1 protein-coding gene is annotated in these 394 nt (G+C 66.2%); it reads right to left on the bottom strand.

Annotated features, from left to right (window positions below):
- On the bottom strand, positions 1–353 hold a 353-nt coding region (locus tag EOA28_RS38440; protein WP_245501726.1), incomplete at its 3' end, for an adenylate/guanylate cyclase domain-containing protein.
- Positions 354–394: the final 41 nt, after the last annotated feature.

The following is a 394-nucleotide window of genomic DNA, read 5'->3' as shown; positions in this document are numbered from 1 at the left end:
GCAGGCCCGTTGCCGCCGCGGCCCGCGATCAGGACCCGCACCGGCGGAGCGAGGGTCTGCAGGCTGACCTCGCCGAGATCGGTAAAGACCGCTGCTGTCTTGTCCTTCACATGGTGCCAGGTCGTCGCCGAGATGGCGACGCCGTCGTGAGGCGCGAATTCCTGAAGCCGGGCGGCGATGTTCACGTCGTCGCCGTAGAGACGGCCCTCACGGACAATCACATCGCCGGTATTGATACCGGCGCGAAACGGCATGCGCATGTCCTCGGCAACCGCGGCATTCAGCGCTGCGATCCGCGCCTGGAAGTCGAAGGCGGCCCGCAAGGCTTCGATCGGATTGCCGAATTCGGCCATGATGCTGTCGCCGGCATCGCCGAATGTGCGCCCGCCAAATG

This window comes from Mesorhizobium sp. M2A.F.Ca.ET.067.02.1.1, from assembly GCF_004023285.1.
Taxonomy (GTDB): domain Bacteria; phylum Pseudomonadota; class Alphaproteobacteria; order Rhizobiales; family Rhizobiaceae; genus Mesorhizobium.
This window is presented reverse-complemented; position numbering and strand designations above follow the sequence as displayed.